This window comes from Paraburkholderia sp. (assembly GCF_036488505.1).
GTDB lineage: Bacteria > Pseudomonadota > Gammaproteobacteria > Burkholderiales > Burkholderiaceae > Paraburkholderia.
The window spans coordinates 1-19,929 of sequence record NZ_DASXHN010000031.1 but is presented as its reverse complement, the minus strand read 5'-3'; the positions used below and the strand labels follow the sequence as shown (position 1 = coordinate 19,929).

General features: G+C 64.6%; 20 protein-coding genes and 1 pseudogene. 7 read left to right on the top strand and 14 right to left on the bottom strand.

Translation table 11 applies throughout. The annotated features are described in order from the left end of the window. From VGH68_RS01955 to VGH68_RS01920, 8 genes and pseudogenes are all read right to left on the bottom strand, one after another. Window positions 1-196 (bottom strand): annotated as a pseudogene (locus tag VGH68_RS01955) (CHAP domain-containing protein); the annotation flags it as partial. Between the two features lie 148 nt (window positions 197-344). Continuing rightward, window positions 345-1,097 (bottom strand): phosphorylase, encoded by a 753-nt coding sequence (locus tag VGH68_RS01950; RefSeq protein WP_331601821.1) that lies wholly within the window; start codon window positions 1,095-1,097, stop codon window positions 345-347. A gap of 3 nt (window positions 1,098-1,100) precedes the next feature. Then, window positions 1,101-3,173, bottom strand: coding sequence for a squalene--hopene cyclase (gene shc / locus VGH68_RS01945; RefSeq protein WP_331601820.1), 2,073 nt, complete (start codon window positions 3,171-3,173; stop codon window positions 1,101-1,103). Further along, the gene (gene hpnE / locus VGH68_RS01940; protein WP_331601819.1) at window positions 3,173-4,438 is read right to left on the bottom strand and encodes a hydroxysqualene dehydroxylase HpnE; all 1,266 of its coding nucleotides are present in this window, start codon (window positions 4,436-4,438) and stop codon (window positions 3,173-3,175) included. Before hpnE ends, shc begins: the two co-directional genes overlap by 1 nt. A gap of 4 nt (window positions 4,439-4,442) precedes the next feature. Continuing rightward, window positions 4,443-5,291, bottom strand: a complete 849-nt coding sequence (gene hpnD, locus VGH68_RS01935; RefSeq protein ID WP_331601818.1) for a presqualene diphosphate synthase HpnD — start codon at window positions 5,289-5,291, stop codon at window positions 4,443-4,445. Between the two features lie 208 nt (window positions 5,292-5,499). Beyond that, complete coding sequence (locus tag VGH68_RS01930) at window positions 5,500-6,456, bottom strand: diguanylate cyclase (RefSeq protein ID WP_331601816.1); 957 nt, start codon at window positions 6,454-6,456, stop codon at window positions 5,500-5,502. After that, the gene (locus VGH68_RS01925) at window positions 6,453-7,076 is read right to left on the bottom strand and encodes a chemotaxis protein CheC (RefSeq protein WP_331601815.1); all 624 of its coding nucleotides are present in this window, start codon (window positions 7,074-7,076) and stop codon (window positions 6,453-6,455) included. Before VGH68_RS01925 ends, VGH68_RS01930 begins: the two co-directional genes overlap by 4 nt. Then, window positions 7,069-7,434: a response regulator gene (locus VGH68_RS01920; protein ID WP_331601814.1), complete on the bottom strand. Its 366-nt coding sequence runs from the start codon at window positions 7,432-7,434 to the stop codon at window positions 7,069-7,071. Before VGH68_RS01920 ends, VGH68_RS01925 begins: the two co-directional genes overlap by 8 nt. 581 nt (window positions 7,435-8,015) lie before the next feature. Between VGH68_RS01920 and VGH68_RS01915 the strand changes: the two genes are divergently transcribed. Both VGH68_RS01915 and VGH68_RS01910 read left to right on the top strand, forming a co-directional pair. Further along, window positions 8,016-10,310 (top strand): hybrid sensor histidine kinase/response regulator, encoded by a 2,295-nt coding sequence (locus tag VGH68_RS01915; protein ID WP_331601813.1) that lies wholly within the window; start codon window positions 8,016-8,018, stop codon window positions 10,308-10,310. Window positions 10,311-10,552: 242 nt separating this feature from the next. Beyond that, window positions 10,553-11,779 carry a hypothetical protein gene (locus VGH68_RS01910; RefSeq protein WP_331601812.1) on the top strand — a complete coding sequence of 409 codons (1,227 nt, stop codon included), beginning with the start codon at window positions 10,553-10,555 and terminating at the stop codon, window positions 11,777-11,779. Window positions 11,780-11,912: 133 nt separating this feature from the next. On the opposite strand, the gene VGH68_RS01905 is transcribed toward VGH68_RS01910, so the two are convergent. Together VGH68_RS01905 and VGH68_RS01900 are read right to left on the bottom strand one after the other, a co-directional pair. After that, entirely contained in the window at window positions 11,913-12,476 is a 564-nt protein-coding gene (locus VGH68_RS01905; RefSeq protein ID WP_331601811.1) for an NADPH-dependent FMN reductase, read from the bottom strand. Window positions 12,477-12,867: 391 nt separating this feature from the next. Further along, complete coding sequence (locus VGH68_RS01900; RefSeq protein WP_331601810.1) at window positions 12,868-12,999, bottom strand: hypothetical protein; 132 nt, start codon at window positions 12,997-12,999, stop codon at window positions 12,868-12,870. Between the two features lie 463 nt (window positions 13,000-13,462). On the opposite strand from VGH68_RS01900, the gene VGH68_RS01895 reads away from it, so the two are divergent. Further along, window positions 13,463-14,071, top strand: a complete 609-nt coding sequence (locus VGH68_RS01895) for an RNA polymerase factor sigma-70 (RefSeq protein WP_331601809.1) — start codon at window positions 13,463-13,465, stop codon at window positions 14,069-14,071. After that, entirely contained in the window at window positions 14,058-14,264 is a 207-nt protein-coding gene (locus VGH68_RS01890; protein WP_331601808.1) for a zf-HC2 domain-containing protein, read from the top strand. The genes VGH68_RS01895 and VGH68_RS01890 overlap by 14 nt, the downstream gene beginning before the upstream one ends. A 172-nt stretch (window positions 14,265-14,436) precedes the next feature. Here VGH68_RS01890 and VGH68_RS01885 read toward each other — a convergent pair whose 3' ends face one another. Beyond that, window positions 14,437-14,727 (bottom strand): DUF1272 domain-containing protein, encoded by a 291-nt coding sequence (locus tag VGH68_RS01885; RefSeq protein ID WP_331601807.1) that lies wholly within the window; start codon window positions 14,725-14,727, stop codon window positions 14,437-14,439. Window positions 14,728-14,888: 161 nt separating this feature from the next. Then, window positions 14,889-16,265, bottom strand: a complete 1,377-nt coding sequence (locus VGH68_RS01880; protein WP_331601806.1) for a gluconate:H+ symporter — start codon at window positions 16,263-16,265, stop codon at window positions 14,889-14,891. 280 nt (window positions 16,266-16,545) lie between these two features. Here VGH68_RS01880 and VGH68_RS01875 point away from each other — a divergent pair, with 280 nt between their 5' ends. After that, window positions 16,546-17,529, top strand: coding sequence for a sulfonate ABC transporter substrate-binding protein (locus VGH68_RS01875; protein ID WP_331601805.1), 984 nt, complete (start codon window positions 16,546-16,548; stop codon window positions 17,527-17,529). 52 nt (window positions 17,530-17,581) lie between these two features. Here the strand turns inward: VGH68_RS01875 and arsC are convergent, their stop codons facing one another. Both arsC and VGH68_RS01865 read right to left on the bottom strand, forming a co-directional pair. Continuing rightward, window positions 17,582-17,941 carry an arsenate reductase (glutaredoxin) gene (gene arsC / locus VGH68_RS01870; protein WP_331601804.1) on the bottom strand — a complete coding sequence of 120 codons (360 nt, stop codon included), beginning with the start codon at window positions 17,939-17,941 and terminating at the stop codon, window positions 17,582-17,584. 128 nt (window positions 17,942-18,069) lie between these two features. Beyond that, a complete protein-coding gene (locus VGH68_RS01865) occupies window positions 18,070-18,660 on the bottom strand; it encodes a hypothetical protein (RefSeq protein ID WP_331601803.1) in 591 nt (196 codons plus the stop codon). Between VGH68_RS01865 and parA the strand changes: the two genes are divergently transcribed. Together parA and VGH68_RS01855 are read left to right on the top strand one after the other, a co-directional pair. Next, window positions 18,644-19,306 (top strand): ParA family partition ATPase, encoded by a 663-nt coding sequence (gene parA / locus VGH68_RS01860; RefSeq protein ID WP_331601802.1) that lies wholly within the window; start codon window positions 18,644-18,646, stop codon window positions 19,304-19,306. The two genes, VGH68_RS01865 and parA, sit on opposite strands and share 17 nt — an antisense overlap. A 24-nt stretch (window positions 19,307-19,330) precedes the next feature. After that, on the top strand, window positions 19,331-19,929 hold a 599-nt coding region (locus tag VGH68_RS01855; RefSeq protein WP_331601801.1), incomplete at its 3' end, for a ParB/RepB/Spo0J family partition protein.

Genomic DNA, 19,929 nt, shown 5'->3' with positions numbered 1-19,929 from the left:
CCGCTTCCGGGGCACCACACACTTCATAAAAGCCTGCACAAACGAGCGATGAACCATAATCTTTGGCCAGTCCAGTGCGCACAAGGTACATACCGCCTGCGTCAATTGCCTCGCGAGTGTACTGTGCGCACGAGCCTATGCTGGTTAATCGTGCATGAGTCCGTAGATGCTGTATTACCGCCTGTTTATTCCACATTTATTGTCACTCCGTCATAAAAATAGAACTTTTATCGCTGTCGCAAAATAATGTCTATTTTTAAGATGGAATTCGGCGGTGTTTGCCGGTCATGCGGTGAATATCATCGAGCGCAACCTGGACGTAAAGCAACGACAAGCTCGCCGCTTTAAACAGCACCCACCCGCAGTGCGCCGCCCACCCCCATCGCCCGCCGCGCCTGAACCAGCGCCGCTCGCGCGGCACGCGCATCGGCGGCGAGGCGGATCAGCGCACCGAGTTGCGACGGCTGCCGCAACAGTTCGCGCAGAATCGGCCCGAGCGCCGTGCTGCCGTCATCGCGCAGGCCGGCGGTGGCGGCCGGCGGCAGCGTGCGCCACGCTGGATCGACGACCGCGCGGCACACCGCGAACGGCAGGCCATGCGCGGCGGCCATTGCGCCAGCGATATGCGATTCCATATCGACCGCGAGCGCGCCGGTCGAGTTGTGCAGCGCGCGTTTGTCGCCGGCGGTGACCAGCGGCGCGGCGACCGCCGCGATCGTGCCGCGCCGCACACGCGCCGCGACACCGCCCGGCGCGCCACCGACACCTATAGCGGCGGCGATCCTTTCCGTCCACTGACGGTCCGTCTGCAGCCGCCCAAATGGCCCATCGACAGCATCCGCGACGATCAACTCACCCGGCTCGAGATCCGGCGCCAGCCCGCCCGCCGTACCGAAGCTGATGATCCCCGCCGCGCCGCGCGCGAGCGCCGCGCGCAGCGCGCGTTCGAGCAGATCAGCGCGCGCGGCGTACACGACCTCGACGCGGTCACTGCCGTCACCGCGCGCGATGCGCGCCTCGAACGCCATTCCCGCCACGACGATCACGGGCAAGCCGCCGGCGCCCACCGGCGCCGACCGCGTCATCGACGAGGACATCCGCTACATCCCGGCCGCGACGCGCGTCAGCCCGTCACGCTTCAGATGACGGAAGCGCGCTAGCGCCCACAGCGGGAAGAACTTGCGATAACCGTGATAGCGCAGATAGAACACACGCGGGAAGCCGGTGGCGGTGAAACGCGTTTCATCCCACAGCCCGTGCTCGCGTTGTTCGCGCTGCAGATAATCGATACCGCGCGCGACCGCCTCGTGATTGACCTCACCCGCCGCCATCAGCCCGAGCAGCGCCCATGCGGTTTGCGATGCGGTACTCGGCGCGGGTTCGTAGCCGCGATAGTCGAGCTTGTAGCTCTCGCCGCCCTCGCCCCAGCCGCCGTCGTCGTTCTGGATCGACACGAGCCATTGCACCGCGCGCCTCATGCGCGGGTCGTCGTGCGGCATGCCGGCGGCGTTCAGCGCGCACAGCGCGGTCCACGTGCCGTAGATATAGTTCAGACCCCAGCGGCCGTACCAGCTGCCGTCCGTTTCCTGCTCCTGCAGCATGTACGCGAACGCGCGCCGCGCCGGCTCGCTGTCGTGCGGCAGCTCGCCGATCTGCGCGAGCATCGACAGACAGCGGCCCGATACGTCGGCCGTTGGCGGATCGAGCAGCGCGCCATGATCGGAGAAAGGGATGTTGTTCAGATAGTACTGGGTGTTTTCCGGCTCGAACGCACCCCAGCCGCCGTCGCTGCTCTGCATGCCGACCACCCATTCGCGTGCGCGCGCCATCGCTTGCTCGAAGGCCGTCGATTGCGTGAGCGCCGCCGAGCGATGCATCGCCATCACGACCACCGCCGTGTCATCGACGTCCGGGTAGTACGCGTTGTTGTACTGAAACGCCCAGCCGCCGGGGCGAACGTGCTCGCGGCGCGAGATCCAGTCGCCGCGCACATCGAGAATCTGCAGCGGACGCAGCCATTCGAGCCCGCGCTCGGCCGCCTGCTGGGCGCGGGCCTCGCCGGTCTCGAGCAGCGCATGCGCAACCAGCGACGTATCCCACACCGGCGACAGACACGGCTGGCAATACGCGTCGTCTTCATTGATCACGAGCAGCTTGTCGAGCGACGTGCGCGCGATCGCGCGATTGGGATGATCAGCCGGATAGCCGAGCGCGTCGTACATCATTACGGAGTTGGCCATCGCCGGGAAGATCGCGCCTAGGCCGTCCTCGCCGTTCAGACGTTCGTCGACGAACGCAACCGCCGCGCGGACCGCGCGCTCGCGCGTCGCCTTGGGGAACAGACCGTCGACTGCGCGCAGCAGCGTATCGATGCAACGGAAAAGACCGAACCAGCCCGGGTGCTGATGCGGCGCGCGTTCGTTCATGCCGGTGTTCACCGGCGCGCCGCGGAACAATTCGTCGATGCGGACCTTCCGCGGGTTGCGCGCGAGCGGCCGCTTCGCGTTGAGCACCAGCAGCGGCACGATCACGGTGCGCGCCCAGTACGACACCTTCGACAGATGGAACGGGAACCACATCGGCAGCAGCATAATCTCGACGGGCATCATCGGCACCGCGCGCCACGACACCACGCCGAATAGCGCGAGTAACACGCGGGTGAACACGTTCACGCGTTCCGCGCCGCCATGCGCGAGGATCGCTTCGCGCGCGCGCACCATGTGTTCGGCGTCGACCGGGTCGCCGATCATCTTCAGCGCGAAATACGCTTTCACACTGGCGCTGATGTCGAGCGCGCCATCGGTGAAGAGCGGCCAGCCGCCGTTCGGCAGCTGGATACGGCGCAGGTAACGGGCGATCTTCTGCTCGAGTTCGAGGTTCGGCGTTTCGCCGAGGTAATGGACCAGCAGCACATATTCGGCGGGAATCGTCGCGTCCGCTTCGAGTTCGTAGACCCAATGGCCATCGGGCTGCTGTGCGGCGAGGATCGCGTCGGTTGCGCGCGTGATCGAGATGTCGAGCGCAGTCGTGGAGGCCGCGGAGGTCGGCTCGGTCGGCTCGGTCGGCTCGGTCGGCTCGATCGGTGCGGCGGTCGGCTCGGCCGCATCGAGCACCGCGTCGGCGGATTCAGGCAGGACCGCGTCGAGCGGCTGGCTTTGGGATAAATCGTTCATCAGCGTTCCATCGGTTGATTCAGCAGCGTATCCGCGGCCTTCTGGCCGGAGCGGATCGCGCCTTCGAGCGTCGGGGGCAGGCCGGTGGCCGTCCAGTCGCCCGCGAGCAGCAGATTGTTCCAGCGGGTGCGAGTGCCCGGGCGCAGCGCTTCCTGCGCGGGCAGCGCGGCAAACGTCGCGCGAGGCTTTATCACGACCTGCCACGGCGGCACCGGCGCGAGCGGCAGATCGACCGCGCGTGCGACCTCGGCCCAGACGGTCGCCGCCAGCGCATCGTGCGGTGTGTCGAGCTGCTTGCCGGCTTCGGCAAGCGCCACCGACAGGCGTCCATCGAATGCGAACAGCCATTCGGCCGTCCCGTTCAGCAGGCAGCTGACTTGCGGCAAACCGAACGGCGGCTCGACGGCGAAATGTACGTTGATCGTCGCCGCGAAGCGGTTCGGCGCGCTCAACCCAGGCACCAGCGACGGTGCCACTTCGGGCGGCAGCGCGAGAATCACGGCCTCGCTTGCGCCGAGTGTCATGCTCCCGTCGGCGAAATGCAACGCCTGCACGCGAGCCGGATCGGCCGCGAACGTGATGTCACGCAGACGCGAGCCGAGCCGGATCGTCGCGCCGCCGTGTTGCAGCAGCCGCAGCGCCGGACCGACGAATGCGCTGCCAAGGCCGTTGCGTGCGATCAGCGGCCGACATGCGAGGCCGCCCGAAAGCAGTGTCTCGCGCACGATCGTGCCAGTCAGCTCGGCCGATGCATCGCGCGGCTCCGCATTCAGCAGCGCATGCAGCAGCGGTCTGAGCAGCCGGTCCCACAGCGGGCCCTCGCAGCGCATCGTCTGTGCGACGCTGCGGCCCGGTTTCGCGAACAGCAGCGGCAGCAGCGCCAGATAATCGGCCGGCTGTGTATCCGGCGTGCGCGCGTGCGGGTCGAAAATCCACCACGGCATCCGCCCCGGCGACAGCCGCACGGCCCAGCGCGCCCGCGTGGTCAGGTCGACGAATGAATACTCGGGCAGCGACGGGCCGGCCAGTTGGTCGGCGGCGCCGATCGCGCGTAGATAGTTCAGCGTCGCGACATTGCCCGAGAGCACGATGTGGTTGCCGCTATCGAGCGTCGCGCCGAGCTTCGCGTCGTAGAACGAATGGCAGCGGCCGCCCGCGTGGTCCTGCGCTTCATGCAGCACGACGCGCGCACCGCGCCGCTGCAATTGCACCGCGGCGGCAAGGCCAGCCGCACCGGCGCCGACCACGTGGACGAGCTTCGGCATCAGTTCAAAAAAGCGCGTATCGCGCGACGATCCAGAGCAGACGCAGCTTCGGCTTGCGGACCTTCGTACGCGGAATGTCGAAGCCACGATCGAGCGTGCGCTCCAGCAGCACGCGATAGACGCCCGACATGATGCGCGGCGCGCGCACCTGCGCACGCTGCTCGCGGTCCATGATCGCGTCGGATTCGGCGAAGTGCTGCTTCGCGCGCTCGGCGAGCGTCGCGCAAACGCGGGGCAAAGAAGGATCGTCGGCGATCTGGTGCGGGTTCGTGACCGCGATACCCTCGCGCGCAAGCAGTTCCAGCGGCAGGTAGCAGCGGTCGATATCCGCGTCTTCGTCGATATCGCGCAGGATGTTGGTGAGCTGCAGCGCGCGGCCCAGGTGATGCGCGAGCAGCCTGCCCGGCTCTTCCCGCATCCCGAATATCCTCACCGATAGACGACCCGCCGCGCTCGCGACCCGGTCGCAATAGAGGTCGAGCGTCGCTTCGTCGGGCGCGCAGATATCGGCGGCGGCGTCCATCGCCATGCCATCGATCATCGCGTGGAAATCCTGGCGTTGCAGGTGGAACGTGTGGATGTGCCGCGTGAGCGCACGCAGGGAAGCGCGCGGTGCGCCGGCATAGCATGCGTCGATGTCGGCGCGCCATTGCTCGAGCGCGGCTGCGCGTTGGGCGCGCGGCAGGTCGCTGTCGGCGATATCGTCGACCGCGCGGCAGAAAGCGTAGATCTGATACATCGCGTCGCGCTGCGCCGCCGGCAGAATGCGCATCGCAAGATAGAACGAGCTGCCGGAGGTAGCGGCAGCGGCGTCGATTTCAGTATCGTCCACGACAAGATTGGAAACAGCCAAGACGATCTCCGCTGGAGGCGCCCGCTGACAGGCGTTGAAAGAAGTTCTTATGCCGACCCGCAGGGCAGTGCGCCCGCGCGCGCGGACACGCGCGAAAGATCCGGCCGGGAGGCCGGAAACGGCGAAAAGTATAGCAATCTTTGCCGCTGGCCGCAGTTTCGCGCCCGGATAAGGGGACCGAGGGAAAGACCGCGCGGCGCCGCGTTCGCTACGAGTCAGCCGCGGGGAGCCGGAACGCGACCGAGCAGTTGCGTCCTTGGCGCTTCGCCCGATAAAGCGCCGCGTCGGCCTCGTTGATCAGCACGTCGGGCGCGGACGCGCTCGTGTGCGCCGACGCGCCGCCGAAGCTCGCCGTGACCGCCACGCTCGTGCCCAGCAACTCGACCGGCGTCTCGGCGATCACGCGACGGATCTTGTCCGCCACCAGCATCGCGTCGTCGAGCGGCGTGCAGGGCAGCAGCAACGCGAACTCCTCGCCGCCGAAGCGCCCGAAGGTGTCCTGCGCGCGCACGACGCCAGCGACGCGCTGCGCCATCACGCGCAGCACCGTATCGCCGCCACCGTGGCCGAACTGGTCGTTGATCGTCTTGAAGTGATCGAGATCGAACAGCAGCATCGACATGTCGCCGCCGTAGCGCTTCCAGCGCGTGAACTCGTCGCGCAGCCGCGCTTCGAAAAAGCGCCGGTTCGCGATGCCCGTCAGCCCGTCGAGATTCGCGTACTCCTGCAGCTTCGCGACCGCCTCCTCGCGTTCGCGCTGCACGATGCTCACGTGCGTGACATCGGAGATCGTCACGCATACGGCCACGACTTCGCGCTCGCGCATCAGCGGCATGAACGTGCAGTCCTGCTGCATGAAGTCGACGCCGCCGGTGATCGGCCGGTCGTGATCGAAGCGGAACAGATACGGCCGCTGCTCCCACGAGCTGAACGCAAAGGTGCCGAGCTGGAACACGCCTTCGACCTTGCGCGACAGCCATACGCGCGGCAGCTCGGGAAAGTGCGTGAAGATCGGGCGGCCCACCACCTGGTCGGCCGTGAGCCCGCTGTGGTCCTGCATGAAGCGGTTCCACATCAGCACGTTCATGTCGCGGTCGAGCACGAAGATACCAAAACCGACCCGTTCGAGCACGAGGTCGCTCAACGATTCCACGGAAGCATTCATAGTCTGGACAACAGCGCATCAAGCGCTTCGTTCATATGGTGGATCGACTCTTCGGCCATCAGCATCACGAGATGCGCGCGAAAGCTCGTGGTTTCGAGCGCGAAATTCACCTCGACGAGCAGCGCCTTGCGCCATTGCAGCGTGCCGGGCTGGAACACTTCGTCGAGCGTGAGCGCTTCGCCGAGCAGCCCGGGCGCGGAAAACACCGGTGTGCGGCCGAGCTGGTCGAGTATCGACGACACACACGCACCGGAGAGCAGGTTCGCCACGTCGAGCATCAACTCGCGCTCGCCGATCGCCTCGTAGCTCGAACGCGAATACGGGTCGCTCACCAGCGCGCACAGCTGCGCAATGCTGTCGGTGCGGCAGATGACCAGCGCTTCGCCCTTGATGTCCGAACGAAAGCCCTGGCGCACCGCGCTGACCGTGTCGTCGATCCCGGTCATCTCGCCCAGCGTGCGCGCCGCGTCGCCCGCTTCCACTACCTGCACGCGCGGCACCGACAGCTCGATAAACGAATCGAGCAACCGCGCGAGACGCGTCGCCGCCTGACCCATCGCGAGATTGGCGATCTCCTGCAGCGCGTCGCGCTGGTCTTCGGTGAAGGCTGCCTCAGGCATACAAGCCGTACTCCTTGAGGATGGGCAGGACCGCCTCGGGCGTCACCGGCTTGGCGATGAACGCAATCGCTCCGAGTTCGCGCACGCGCGTCCGGGCGAGCGGCTGCACGTCGGCGGAGACGACGATCACGAAGGTATTCAGCTCTTCGTGCCGCAACGCTTCGAGCACGTCGTAGCCGGTCATGTCAGGCATCGTCAGATCGAGGAACATCACAGAAGCCTTGCCCTCGCGGTACAGCGCCAGCGCTTCGCGGCCGTTGGTCGCATAGGACACGTCGACGTCCCAGTCCGGCGGCAGTGCCTTCGTGAGCAGCTTGCGCGCGAGCAGCGAATCGTCGGCGATCACAATGGGCAGCATGGGTCTGAAAGCGTCGGGCAATATGGGCGGCTCGGAAGGCGGAATCGGCTCGTTGGTGTTCGCGTACGTGTTCGTTTCGACAACGGATACAGGTTCGCTTCGGCGCGGGGCCAGTCGACCCGCGACAAAGTACAGTGGCGCCTGCTGAAAAGCGGAAGGCCCGGCGAGAGGAGAGCGTGTGCGACAGGACGCGTTCGGCGGACCGTGAAGATCCGGAGCACAGACGACGTGGCGACGGCCTTTTTATCGTGGCGTGGATTGTCGAAGCAAACCCTATCGATGGCAACTCTCCAGAATACGTTTCATTAAAGAGATCTTTTCACAAAAGCCGCGTTTGAAAAATAAATGAATAGCTTCGGCGCCCGTTTTTTACCGATTATACTTTTGTGTACGTTTGCGGTTGCCGATTCGTCGCTGATTTGACGTCGCGTTTGGCGAACCGCCGCGAACCATACGCAACACGCCGCGCTCTGCGTCAAATTTATCCGGGCCGCCGTCTATGCTTCCTCTGATGGCGGCGAGGCGCCGCGCCGGCCCGTCATGGGGTTGCCCGTTCCAAACGACTTTTGGCGTTAACGAAGATGACCTCTGACGGCGTCGAGTCGACGCGCGCGAACCGTCTTTCCCGGCGTGCCGCCCGTGAGCACGATGATGCGTCGTTCCCGGCGGTGCCTGAGCAGAATTTCCACGCACGGCGCGTGACACTTATCGCACTGCTAGCCGTGGCCGTCGTCCTGCCGTTCGTCTACGTCGCGGCGATGGCGCTCAGCGATTTGCGCTCGCGCGAAGCCGACGCAACCGAGCTGACCTTGCGCACGGTACGCGTCGCGGAAGAACACGCGCTGAAGGTGCTCGATATGAACGATGCGCTCAATTCGCGCATCGTCGATCTGACCCAAGGCCTCGACGACGCAGACATTCGCGCGCACGAATATACGCTCCACGACAAGCTGCACACGATGGGCGGCGGCTATCCGCAGGTGGCCGCCGTGTCGATCTTCGGGCGTGACGGCGCGCTGCTCGCGAGCAGCCGCTTCTACCCGGCGCCAGTGCTGTCGATCGGCGAGCGCCAGGACTTCGCCGGCATCCGCGACGCCAGCGATCTTCAGCGCGTGTCGCAAGTGATGAGCGGGCCCGTGGCCGGCGAGCAGGTGTTCAACATGGGCCTCGAGCGCAAGAGCGCCGACGGCAAGTTCGCCGGCGTCGTCTCGGTCGCGATCCGGCCGAGGTACTTCGACGCGTTCTATCGGGAGTTGCTCGGCGACAGTGACAGGACGCCAGTCATCATGAGCCTGGTGCGCACCGACGGCGCAGTGCTCGCGCAATACCCGCGCAGTCCGCGCGAACCCGCGGCGATTGCGCCCGATTCACCGTTCGCGCGGGCGGTCGCGGACGGGCGAACCGCCGGCGTCGTGCGGATGCGCTCGCCGCTCGGGGGCGGCAAACTGATCGTCGCGTTCCGGCATGTCGGCTCGTACCCGGTGTTTGTGCTGTGCGGCTATCGGACGTCGGCGATCTGGACCGGGTGGTACCGGCACCTGACCGTGCTGATCCTGTCGATGTTCACGCCGTCGATCGCGCTGTGGTGCGTGATGTGGCTGTCGCTGCGACGTCTGGGCGCCGAAGAGGAGGCGTGGGAGCGCTGGCAGGCCGAAGCGTCGATGCGTCGCTCGATCGAATCCGCCTATCGCCAGTCGCGCAAGATGGAAGCACTCGGTACGCTGGTCGGCAGCGTCGCGCACGATTTCAACAACCTGCTGATGATCCTGTCGGCCAACGTGCAGATGATGCGACGGCGCGGCGTGAAGGGGCTCGAACGCGAACTGCCGGCGATGGAGCGCGCGTTGAAAAGCGGCCAGTCGCTCACGCGGCAATTGCTCGGGGTCGCGCGCAAGCAGCCGCTGCGCACCGAGACGGTGTCGCTCGAACACTGGTTGCCGACCTGCCGTGAGCTGCTGCGCGCATCGCTTGGCGCGAAGGTATCGCTGGTCATCGACAGCGGCGTCGGCACATGGCCGGTGCGGGTCGACCCGGCGGAACTCGAACTCGCGCTGATCAACGTCGCGGTGAACGCGCGCGATGCGATGGCCACCGGCGGGCGCTTCACCGCGCGCGCGAGCAACGTCGTGTTCCGCCACGAGGACGGTTTCCCGATCACCGGCGACTTCGTGCAGCTGTCGCTCGAGGACACCGGCACCGGCATGGCGCCCGACGTGCTCGCGCGCGCCTTCGAACCGCTTTTCACGACCAAGCCGAAGGGCGCTGGCACCGGCCTCGGCCTGCCGCAGGTGTTTGCGTTCTGCGAAAGTTCGGGCGGGCTCGCCGCGATCGACAGCGCGATCGGCGCGGGAACGTCGGTGCGTCTCTATCTGCCGCGCGCTTCCACTGAAACGCAGACCGCCAGCCCGGCCGAAGCGAGCCCAACGGAAAGTGCCGCGCACGAGGGGCTGCGCGTGCTGCTCGTCGAAGACAATCAGGAGGTGGCCGCCGGCACGGAAGCGCTGCTGCACATGATGGGCCACCAGGTCACCTGCGTGTTCAATGCCGACCTCGCGTTGCGCCTTCTCCAGGACGCTCAAGCAAAGTGCGCGAACACCCGCGAGCCGCTGCCGTTCGATCTGGTGCTGTCGGACATTCACATGCCCGGCAAGATGAATGGAATCGATCTGGCCGAAGCGGTGCTCGCGTTCGACACGCAGCTCGCGGTGATTCTCGTCACTGGCTACGCGGAAGAACTCGACCGCGCCCGGGAGGTGAACGTGCGCGTGCTCTCGAAGCCGTTCGATATCGGTCTGCTCGAGAAGCTGCTCGAAACGATCCAGCGCAATCTCGCATCGACGGACAACGATCAGGCCGCGCATCCGGCGGATACGTAATGCTCGCGTCGGGCGCTGCAGCGCGCAGACGGCGCGTCCGCGCATGCGCATCATTTACCAGAACTTGTAAAAGCGCAGCGCGAGACCGGGCTTTTTTGCATGGACGGCCGATGCCACGTGCGCCCCGACAGGGCCAGCGCCGCGCAGCATGACTGCGGCATGATCGTTGCGTGACACGGCAGAGCAGCTCGGGCAGCGCCGTCGACGCTGCCCGTTGCGCCAGAACCTGTCGGGAGACGACCATGCAACATACGGTGATTGGCTTATTCGATAGCTACCCGCAAGCCGAAAGCGCGCGCGATACGCTCGTGCAGACCGGTTTCGCACGCGAGAAGATCGACGTGCAGGCGAACCCAGAACCGTCGGTCGGCTCGGCCACTGGCGAAGTCGCCAACGCGGGCGTGCTCGCGAATATCGAGCGCTTTTTGTCGAGCCTGTTTTCGACCGGCCCGCGCAGCTCGGACACTGCTCGTTACGCCGAAGCGATGCGCCGCGGCGCGGTGCTCGTGTGCGTGCATGCCGCGAGCGAATCGCATGCGGAGCTCGCGCGCAACACGCTTGTGCGCCTCGGTGCAACCGACATCGGCAACCACTTGCCGGATTGGGACACGCAGGCCGCGAGCGCGAGCGCGCGCGAGCATTCGCTGCTCGACGAGCTGGGCGTCGGCGCGGTGATGCCCGGGACGCCGCGCACCACGAGCGCGACGACGACTGGGGGCGCGGCTGCGCCCGGAACGCCAGGTATGGCGTCAACCCCGAATGCGAGCCCGAGCCCAATCTCGGATCCCAGCCCGAGCGCCACTGCTGAGCAGCGGACCGCGACAACCGGCACGAGCACGCCGGTCGGCGCGGCAAGCTGGCCTGAGTCAACGGGAATTGCGGGGACAACCGATACGACGTCGGCAACCGGGGCAACGGGGGCGACGGGGGCAACCCGGCCCACTGCCGCACGGCCGTCCGACCCGCTGTACACAGTGCCGTCGACCGGGTCTGACGCCGAGCCATTTGCGCCACCGCCATTTGGCGAACAGCCGATGACCGATCCGATCAACGAGCCGGTCATGGATCCGCTCACCGGTGATGCTGCCCGCGGCGCGCTTGCTGCCGGCTCGGTGCCCGGCTCGGGCGGGGTGATGTCGCCGTCGCAAGTCGTGCCAGAAGGCGGACAGCCGGGCATCGGCGCGGGCGGCGAGATGCCGAACGAGTACCTGGACTATGAAGAGGATTTCCGCACGCACTACGACGAGCAGTACGCGGCCGAGAACGCGCGCTACGAGGACTATGTGCCGGCCTATCGCTATGGCGCCGAAATCGGCCACGACATGCGTTTCCGTGACCGTCCGTGGGAAGAAATCGAGCCCGAAGCGCGGCGTCATTGGGAAACCGCGTCGCCGGACAGCACATGGGAGCGCTTCAAGCTCGCGGTGCGTCACGGCTGGGAACGGGTGACAGGGCGTCACCACGTTTAGCGTCCGCGCATCGGTGTCAGCGGCTGTGGCTCGAACAGGCGAGAAGCGCGAGCCGCTGGCCTCGTGGCAGCTAAGTCGCTAACGGCTCGCGTCATTCACTGTGGAACTCGCGAAGCAATCGCGTCAAGCAGCATCAGGTAGCGTCAGGCAGTGTGATGCGCTTGACCCACGCGACGTAGCGATCCACGAACGTCTGCAGGAATTCGCGCGTGCCGTCGTTGACGATCTCGCCTTTCTCGTTGATGACCGCCGGGTCGTGCTTGATGAAGACCTCGGGCTGCCCCATCGTCGCGACGTCGAGGTAGGCGAGCACGTTGCGCAGGTGCTGCTGCGCGAGTGCCGAGCCGGTTGCGCCGACCGAGGTGCCGATGATCGCGCCGGGCTTGTTGCCCCACGAATTCGTGCCCCACGGACGCGAACCCCAATCGAGCGCGTTCTTGAGTACGCCGGGAATCGAGCGGTTGTATTCGGGCGTCACGAACAGTAGGCCGTTCGCGGCCTGGATGCGCTCTTTCAGCCTTTTACCGGCCTCCGGGTAGTCGGCGTCGTAGTCCTGCGAGTAGAGCGGCAACGAGCCGATATCGATGAATTCGAAGGTGAAATCGGCGGGAGCAAGCGAAATCACCGCTTGAGCCAGTTGGCGATTGAACGACTCGCGGCGCAGGCTGCCGACGACGACTGCAATGTGATAGGCCATGGTTCGCTTCCTCTGATAGGGCGCTCGACGCGCAAGGTGTCAGCACTGTTCATCATAGGCAAAAGGCACGCGAGTGGTGTGCCGGTCGTGGGCAAACCGGAGCATTCCGCCAGCTGCTGGCGGATGCGGACAGGTCCCGCGTCGTGGGCGGTGGATAACACCCGAGCCGGAAAAGTTATCCACAGTTTCGCTGAATAACCTTGTGGATAAGTGGCACTTTTGCCTTGTCAATCAAGCGCGAGATCGGATCACGCGGATTTGAGGCAAATCGACATGATTCCGTCTTTGAAGGACCGGGGATTCCTCGCGTGAATGTAGAAAAGGGCGCCGTGTTTGGCGCCCTTTGCTTCACGTGCCGTACTGCATCGACTTCGGTGGGTTCCCGCGCCGATCAGTTGCCGAAGAACACGTTGCAGTACGACGCCGGGCCGTTACAGGTCGACGGAGCGTCAGCGTGCGCAACGCCCGAAGCGGCCGCAAACATGGCGACGGAAGCGATCAGGGTAGAAAGAATGCGTTTCATGATGGAGGTCCTCGTGACCGGGGGTTCGCGATCGGAAGCGATCGATGGCGCGAAGAATAGCGAGCCTGTCATCGCTCAGAAATAGCGCCGGCGCTAAGACATCCTTTCGCCAATTGAAACAATCCTCGCGGGCCTCTATTGCGATCGCTCGGAGGACCGCCAGCGTTCATGCGCGCTGCAGCCGAGATCGCGGGCCACTGCGAGAACGTTGTCGATTTCGCTTTTTCGCAATAATCAATTGTTGCTGTCATAAGCGGCTGTACCGCGCGACCAAAATCATCGGACCGTCGTTCAGCGGAGGACCGGGCGGAGTATGGCTTCGCTGATGCGCGAACGTGAGGCAGAATGGCGCACCTATCCGCAGACAGTGCGAGGACGACCATCCGCTCATGAAACACCACCCTTCGCGGGAGCACGCGCGGCACCACCGACGACTGCACCCGACGCTTCGACGGAGCCCGCGATGGCGCGGGTAAGCGGCCCGGCGCTCGATGATCCCGCCTATCTCACGCAATTGCGGCGCGACCTCGTGCGCTTCGCCCGTCTGCAGCTACGCGATGCCGCGGCCGCCGAAGACGCGGTGCAGGAAGCACTGACGGCCGCCTGGACCCAGGCGCACCGGTTCGCCGGGCAATCGGAGCACAAGACATGGGTGTTCGGCATCCTGCGCCACAAGCTGGTCGACACGCTGCGTGCACGGCAGCGCACGGTCAATCTGTCGGCGCTCGAATCCGAACTCGATGGCGAGGCGCTGCTCGATCGCGAGCTCTTCAAGGACAACGGACACTGGTCGCACGCGACCAAACCGCGGCCGTGGCCAACGCCCGAGACCGCCCTGCGACAGCAGCAGTTCTGGACCCTCTTCGAGATATGCCTCGAGCATCTGCCCGAACATATCGGGCGCGTGTTCATGATGCGCGAGTTCCTCGATCTGGAAATCGCCGCGATCTGCGCCGAACTGCAGATCAATGCGAATCATTGCAGCGTGCTGATCTATCGCGCGCGTCTGAGGCTGCGCACCTGCCTGAGCGAAAAAGGCCTGTCTAGCGAGGATGCGAATGGGCAAGTGTAAGGACATCACGCGGCTGCTATCGGATGCGCTCGATCGCTCGCTGACGACCGGCGAGTGGGTCGCAATCCGGCTGCATCTGCCGACGTGCAGCGGCTGCAGAAACTATCGCAAGCAGATCCGGCTGCTGCGGACGGCCGCGCATGTGGCGGGCGGGATCGCGGCGGCCGATGGGGCGGCTGACCGGGAGGATTGACGTGTGCCGCGGTTGGGAGCGTGCGTGTGAGAGCACCGCTGGGCGGTGCATTGGGCGCGCGGGGCTCCGCCTGGCAGCCGGGCGCGATATGCGGCGGTTCTCAGATTGCGCCCGTATCGCGGCATGACGTTGCCGGCGTGCCGCTCGAGCGGCACGCCGCACGCCGCGTCGTTCAGCGCTCGCCCGGCGGGGTGTCCCGGTAACGTTCGAAGAATCGCGCGTGCGCTGCTTCGTCGATAAAGACCGGCTGCGCTTGCGTGCGCGCAGGGTGCCGGTCGAGTTGCGCGCGTGTGCGGATCGGCCGGGGCGCGAAATTGCCGCCGCAGTTCGGGCACACATTGCGCAGCTTCGTCAGCGCGCACACTTCGCAGAATGTGCATTCGTACGTGCAGATCATCGCGTCGGACGCGTTCGGCGGCAGTAGCTTGCCGCAGCCTTCACAGGATGGTCTCAACTCGAGCATGACAGTGGCTCCGGGGTTCTCGGCGATTCAGCGCGGCGCGCGGGATGCGCATCGCGCGCCGGCCAATTCAAGCGGCGCCGCGCGCCGCGAAAGCGAGCTGCGCTGGCACGGGTCAACGGCCAGCGCAGACGTGTACAGCAGGCGCAGCGCGACGCGACGCGTCACGTCAACGCGCTCCACAACACGAGCGTCAATGCGAGACCGACGACGGAGACGATCGTCTGCAACACCGACCACACCATCACCGTCTGCTTGAGTTGGAGCCCGAAATATTCGCGCACCATCCAGAAGCCGGCGTCGTTCACATGGCAGAAAAACACCGAGCCCGCGCCGATCGCAAGCGCCATCAGCGAATTGTGCGTGGTGCTCAGACCTGCGACAACCGGCGCAACGATACCGGCTGTCGTCGTCGTGGCGACGGTCGCCGATCCGGTGGCCTGGCGCAGCGCGACCGCGATCAGCCACGCAAGCAGAATCAGCGGCATGTGCGCGCCGACAGCGATCTTGCCGATCGTCGTGCTAATGCCCGCGATGACAAGCGCCTGCTTCAATCCGCCGCCCGCGCCGATCGTCAGCAATAGCGCGGCGATGGGCGGCAGACTCTTGCGCAAAATGCCGCCGACACGCTCACGCGCCATGCCGCGCGACCAGCCCAGTGCGACGATCGCGAACAGTACGGTGAGGCCGAGCGCGATCAGCGGCTCACCGAGAAAATTCAGCGCGTCGAACGCGAACGTCTCCGGATGAAGCAGCAGTTTCGCAACGGTGCGTCCGAGCATCAGCGCGACGGGCAGCAGGATCGTGATCAGCGAGATCGCGAAACCCGGCGGCTCCGCCCCGTTCGGCTGCGCGGTGTACAGCTTGCCCATTTCCTCCGGCTCGGTCACGCGCATCCGCGTGGATAGCCAGATTCCGTACAGCGGTCCGGCGAGAATCACTGCGGGAATCGCGACGATCAGACCCAGGCCAAGTGTCAGACCCAAGTCGGCATGCAACGCGCTCACCGCGATCAACGGCCCCGGATGCGGCGGCAGTAGCGCGTGCAGCGTCGTCATGCCGGCGAGCGCGGGAATCGCGATACGCAGGATCGGCTGCTGCGAGCGGCGCGCCATCACGAAAATGATCGGCACCATCATCACGAGACCGACTTCGAAGAACAGCGGCAAGCCAATCAGCAACGCGACGACGGCCATCATCCACGGCAACGTACGCGGCGTGGAGTGCGCGAGGATTGTCGATACCAGCCGGTCGGCCGCGCCCGATTCGGCCATCAGCGCGCCGAGCATGGCCCCCAGCGCAATGATGATGCCGACGTCGCCGAGCAACGCGCCGGCGCCTTTGCTGAAGGCGCTAGCCACGGCGTCGAGCGGCAGCCCGGCGGCAAAACCCGCAGCGAACGTGCCGACCAGAATAGACAGAAACGGCGCGAGCTTCAGCACGCTGATCAGGACGATGATCAATGCGAGCCCGAGCGCGCACGACACGATCAACTGCGTGTCGTGTGCAGCCCACGGGGTAAGTGTCGTTGTTAAAGGCACGATATTTGTTTTCCCTTTTTGTCGATTGAGGTGGTTGTGCTTCCCGTGATCAGCAGGTGGTTGTCGCGCTTTTGCGCGGTGGGCCGATTGTAGCGGCGCGTCGCGGAACATCGCTGCGAGGGGGCGTGCGCGCTGGGTGGCTCGCGGCGACCATGCTTCGCAGTGCGTGTGTGATTTGCTTATCCGAATTTATCGGTTCGTCCAGCACGGCGGACGAATTATCGTCGGAGCCAACCGGGCCATGTGGTGCCCGTCAGTTTTCTTTTTAACGAGCATTCTTATGTCCCGTCACCCGCTGCTCACGCGTCGTGCGTTTCTCGCCGGCGCGGGCGCTTCGCTGGCCGCCGCCGCGTTGCCTGTCCTTTGCTCCACCGCTTTTGCCGCCGACGCTCACGCGAAAGAACTCCGCATCGGCTACCAGAAGGCAGCGAGCACTCTCGTGCTACTCAAAGCGCAGGGCACACTGGAAAAGCGTCTTGCGCCGCTTGGCGTCGCCGTCAAGTGGACCGAGTTTCCGGCCGGACCGCAACTGCTCGAAGGGTTGAACGTCGGCGCGATCGATTTCGGCTATGTCGGCGAAGCGCCGCCGGTGTTCGCGCAAGCCGCGGGCGCGAACTTCGTGTACACCGCTTATGAGATTCCAACGCCGCATGCCGAGGGAATTCTCGTCCATCGGGATGCACCGATCAAAACGATGGCCGACCTGAAGGGAAAGAAAATCGCGCTGAACCGGGGATCGGATGTGCACTGGTTTCTGGTCGCCGCATTGGCGAAGAATGGCGTGAAGTTCAGTGAGATTGAGCCCGTCTATCTGCCGCCCGCCGATGCACGCGCCGCATTCGAACGCGGCGCAATCGATGCGTGGGCGATCTGGGATCCGTTTCTCGAAGCAGCGAAGCGACAGACGAACGCGCGTCTGCTCGCGGATGCCGAAGGCATCGTCAGCCACCATCAGTTTTTTCTCAGCGCGCGGCCGTTCGCGCAACAGAACGGCGACGTGCTCGCGATCGTCATGGACGAAGTCGGCAAGGAAGGGGAATGGGTGCGCGGCCATTACAGCGAGGCCGCCGCACAACTTGCACCGGTTCAGGGGCTCGACGCGAGCGTGATCGAATCAGGCCTGCGCCACTATGCGCATATCTACAAGCCCGTCGACGCGAACGTGCTTGCGGAGCAGCAGCGCATCGCGGATGCGTTCACCGAACTGCATCTGATCCCGACCAGAATCGTCACCAGGGATGCGGCGTTGCTGGGCAAAGCCTAGCCGCCGTCGCGTGGACCTGCGCCACGCGACACTCGCTCCGCCGCGCCGGGGCTCAGTCAAAGAGCGCCGCAACGTTTTCCGGCGGCCGGCCAATAACGGCCCGCCCGTTTCTGACGACGATCGGACGTTGGAGCAGGACCGGATGCCTCGCCAATGCCAGGTAGAGCTGCGCGTCCGTCAACGACGGATCGGCGAGATCGAGCGCTTTATATTCGGCTTCCGTGTCGCGGATCATCTCGCGAAGCGGGCAGCCGAGCTGGCCGTGGAGTTCTTGGAGCTGCGCGACAGTCAGCGGCTGTTTCAGGTATTCGACGATTTGCGTTGCTTCGTTTGCACTGTTGCAGGTGCCGGTGATGAGTTCGCAGGCAGCGCGCGATTTGGAGCAGCGGGGATTGTGATAGATGGTGATCATTGGCGATTGAGGTTTGTGTTGTCTAAGGTCGTGCAAGACGAGCGTTGGACGATCTTAGCGTGTTGGCACGGCGTGGAGGCTGCGTCGGGGCGTTTGCCTTTCTTTGGGGGCGTTGCGGTCGCCTGGGTTTATGCGCATAAAGCAGCAGATATTCCGGCGTGGAAGGGGCGTGCGGAAGGGTGTCCTTCTTTCTCCCGGTCCGCGCGTTCGTCGCGCATTTCAATGCGGGGATAACCGACAAGATTCCCGCGATATTGATAAGAAGGCGGCGGGTCGCCCGCTTGCCGCGTCAAACAGCGCGAGCCCGCGCTGCGCAGCGACGGCTCCTCCCGCGCGCGGCCCGTGAGCTTTATGCGCATAAAGCCTCGCTTCGCTTTTTCGATCATCCCGTCTGCGTCGCCCTCAGATGCGGCCACGATGCGGTAGCCAGACTTGGCCACGCGTTCCTGCAAGTCAGCGCGCAGCAAGACGGCCCCGTATGCTCCGAGCGCGAGGCGCGCCAGCCACGGTGCGGCGAAAAAAAGATCCCCAATCGCCGAACACTCGCACACTTCTTCCGGACGCACCCGTCCACACTGGGTGTCCTCTTTATGCGCATAAACCCCTGCCGAACGGCTAATTCCTATCTCGTTTATACAAATCAATTGAAATAGGAATTCATCCAGGTAGAATCCATTTGCGTCTAAAAAGAGGAGGTGAAATTTGGCAGCGGAAATCATCGCGGTCACACAGCAGAAAGGCGGAGTAGGAAAAAGCACAATCGCGATGCATCTCGGTGCTGCCTTTCACGAGAAGGGCAAACGCGTTCTCGTTGTCGATGCCGATGGCCAAAACACGTTGATCCATTGGGCCAGCGCTTCATCTGACGGCGACATCGGCATCCCATTCGCGGTCGTCAATCTTTCCGAAGCAGGCAGCCAGATCCATCGAGAGATCAAGAAGTTCGTGGCTGACTACGACATCATCGTTGTCGACTGCCCACCGTCCATTACTGAAAAGGTATCAGGCGTTGTCCTGCTTGCCGCAAGCGTCGCCGTCATCCCCACCTCGTCATCCCCCGCCGACTACTGGTCCAGCATCGGTCTGGTCAAGCTGGTTCAGCAAGCGCAGATGATGAATGAAGACCTGCGCGCCGTCTTCCTGCTCAACAAGACCGAAGAGAAGCGCATGCTGACGCGCGAGTTGAAGCGTGCACTGGAGGAACTGGGTTTCCCTCTGCTCAAGACCCAGATCCCCACACGCGAAGCCTACAAGCAGGCGATGGCGCTCGGGCAGACGGTGCTTCAGATGAACGACCGCGGCGCCAAACTCGCCGCTATCGAAGTACGGGCGTGCGCGAATGAGATCGCCGCCTTGCTCCCGTGAATTTATGCGCATAAAGGACCCTGAATGAAACCCTCCCAATTTGCCAAAGGCTTTCAAGCACGTCCTGATACGACAAGTAGCGAAAAGAGAACCGCTCTCGATCGTCTGAATGCCATCGACGGCCTGGTCAAGAACGGCCCCACGAGTAGCGAAGCCGCAGGACGCGCAATGTCGGCTGTCGTCGTGCCGCAGGACGTCCCGCAGGCCGACGCAGCCGATGAATCGGCGGCCTACCGCGCGTGGAGGATCGAGCATGGATACCGACCGAACCAGGTCATCGAACTCCCGCTGAAGAGCATCAAGCCGAGCCCATTCAATCCTCGCCACTTCTATCTGAAGGCGTCGATTGCGGAGCTTGCCGTCAATCTGGCAAAGCAGGGGCAGCAGCAGGCGATTCACGTCATTCCCGACTATGACAATCCCGGCACGTATTTCGTCAGTGACGGCGGCAGACGCGTACGCGCGCTGAAGGAGGCGAACAAGGAGTCGGTGAAGGCGATCGTCATTGATCTGCCGATCGGCATTCAGAGCTACAAGCTTGGCTACGACCTCAACGTTCAGCGCGACTCGCAGACGGTATTCGACAACGCGGTCGTATGGAAACGCTTTCTTGAGGATCGGCA